Source organism: Collinsella sp. LCP19S3_A7 (genome assembly GCF_052121995.1).
In the GTDB taxonomy this organism is placed as follows: Bacteria; Actinomycetota; Coriobacteriia; order Coriobacteriales; family Coriobacteriaceae; genus Collinsella.
On sequence record NZ_JBQKDE010000054.1, the window covers coordinates 1 to 514 of the forward strand.

General features: G+C 73.9%; 1 protein-coding gene. It reads left to right on the plus strand.

The genetic code is table 11. The features are described 5' to 3' along the window. Positions 1-514: Mu transposase domain-containing protein (locus tag ACTQV3_RS09285; RefSeq protein WP_441568628.1), on the plus strand; the 514-nt coding region annotated here is incomplete at both ends.

A 514-nucleotide genomic window follows, 5' to 3' on the forward strand; every position in this document is an offset into this window, starting at 1 on the left:
CAGGCTCTGCGCGCCGCGCTCGCCGCAGACCAAGGGCAAGGACGAGTCGGCCAACCGCTTCCTGAACCGCCTGCTCGCCTACGGCGGCGAGTTCACCGGGTGGAGCGGCCTCGCCGAGGCGGTGGCCCGGGTCGAGGCCCAGGCCAACTCGGAGCCGAACCGCACCACCGGCCTGCCGCCCGACGCGCTGTTCATGCGGGAGAAGGAGTGCCTGCGGCCCATCGGGAACCTCCGGCTCCTCGAGTCGATGGTGGGCGACGTGAGCGTCCAGACCGTCCCGCCGACCATGCTCGTCAGGGCCGCCGGCAGGGAGTGGTCCGTGCCCAGGCGCTGCATCGGCCGGCGCGTGAGCGTCGTGGCGATGCCCGGCGGCCAGGTCGTGGTGAGGATGGCCGGCGAGGAGGTCGCCGTCCACGACGCCGCGTCCGGGCCGTCGAGGCCCATCAACTACGACCCCGACCACTACGGGCAGGCCCTCGAGGGGAAGCGGGGCCTGGCCGACGCGGACATCGCC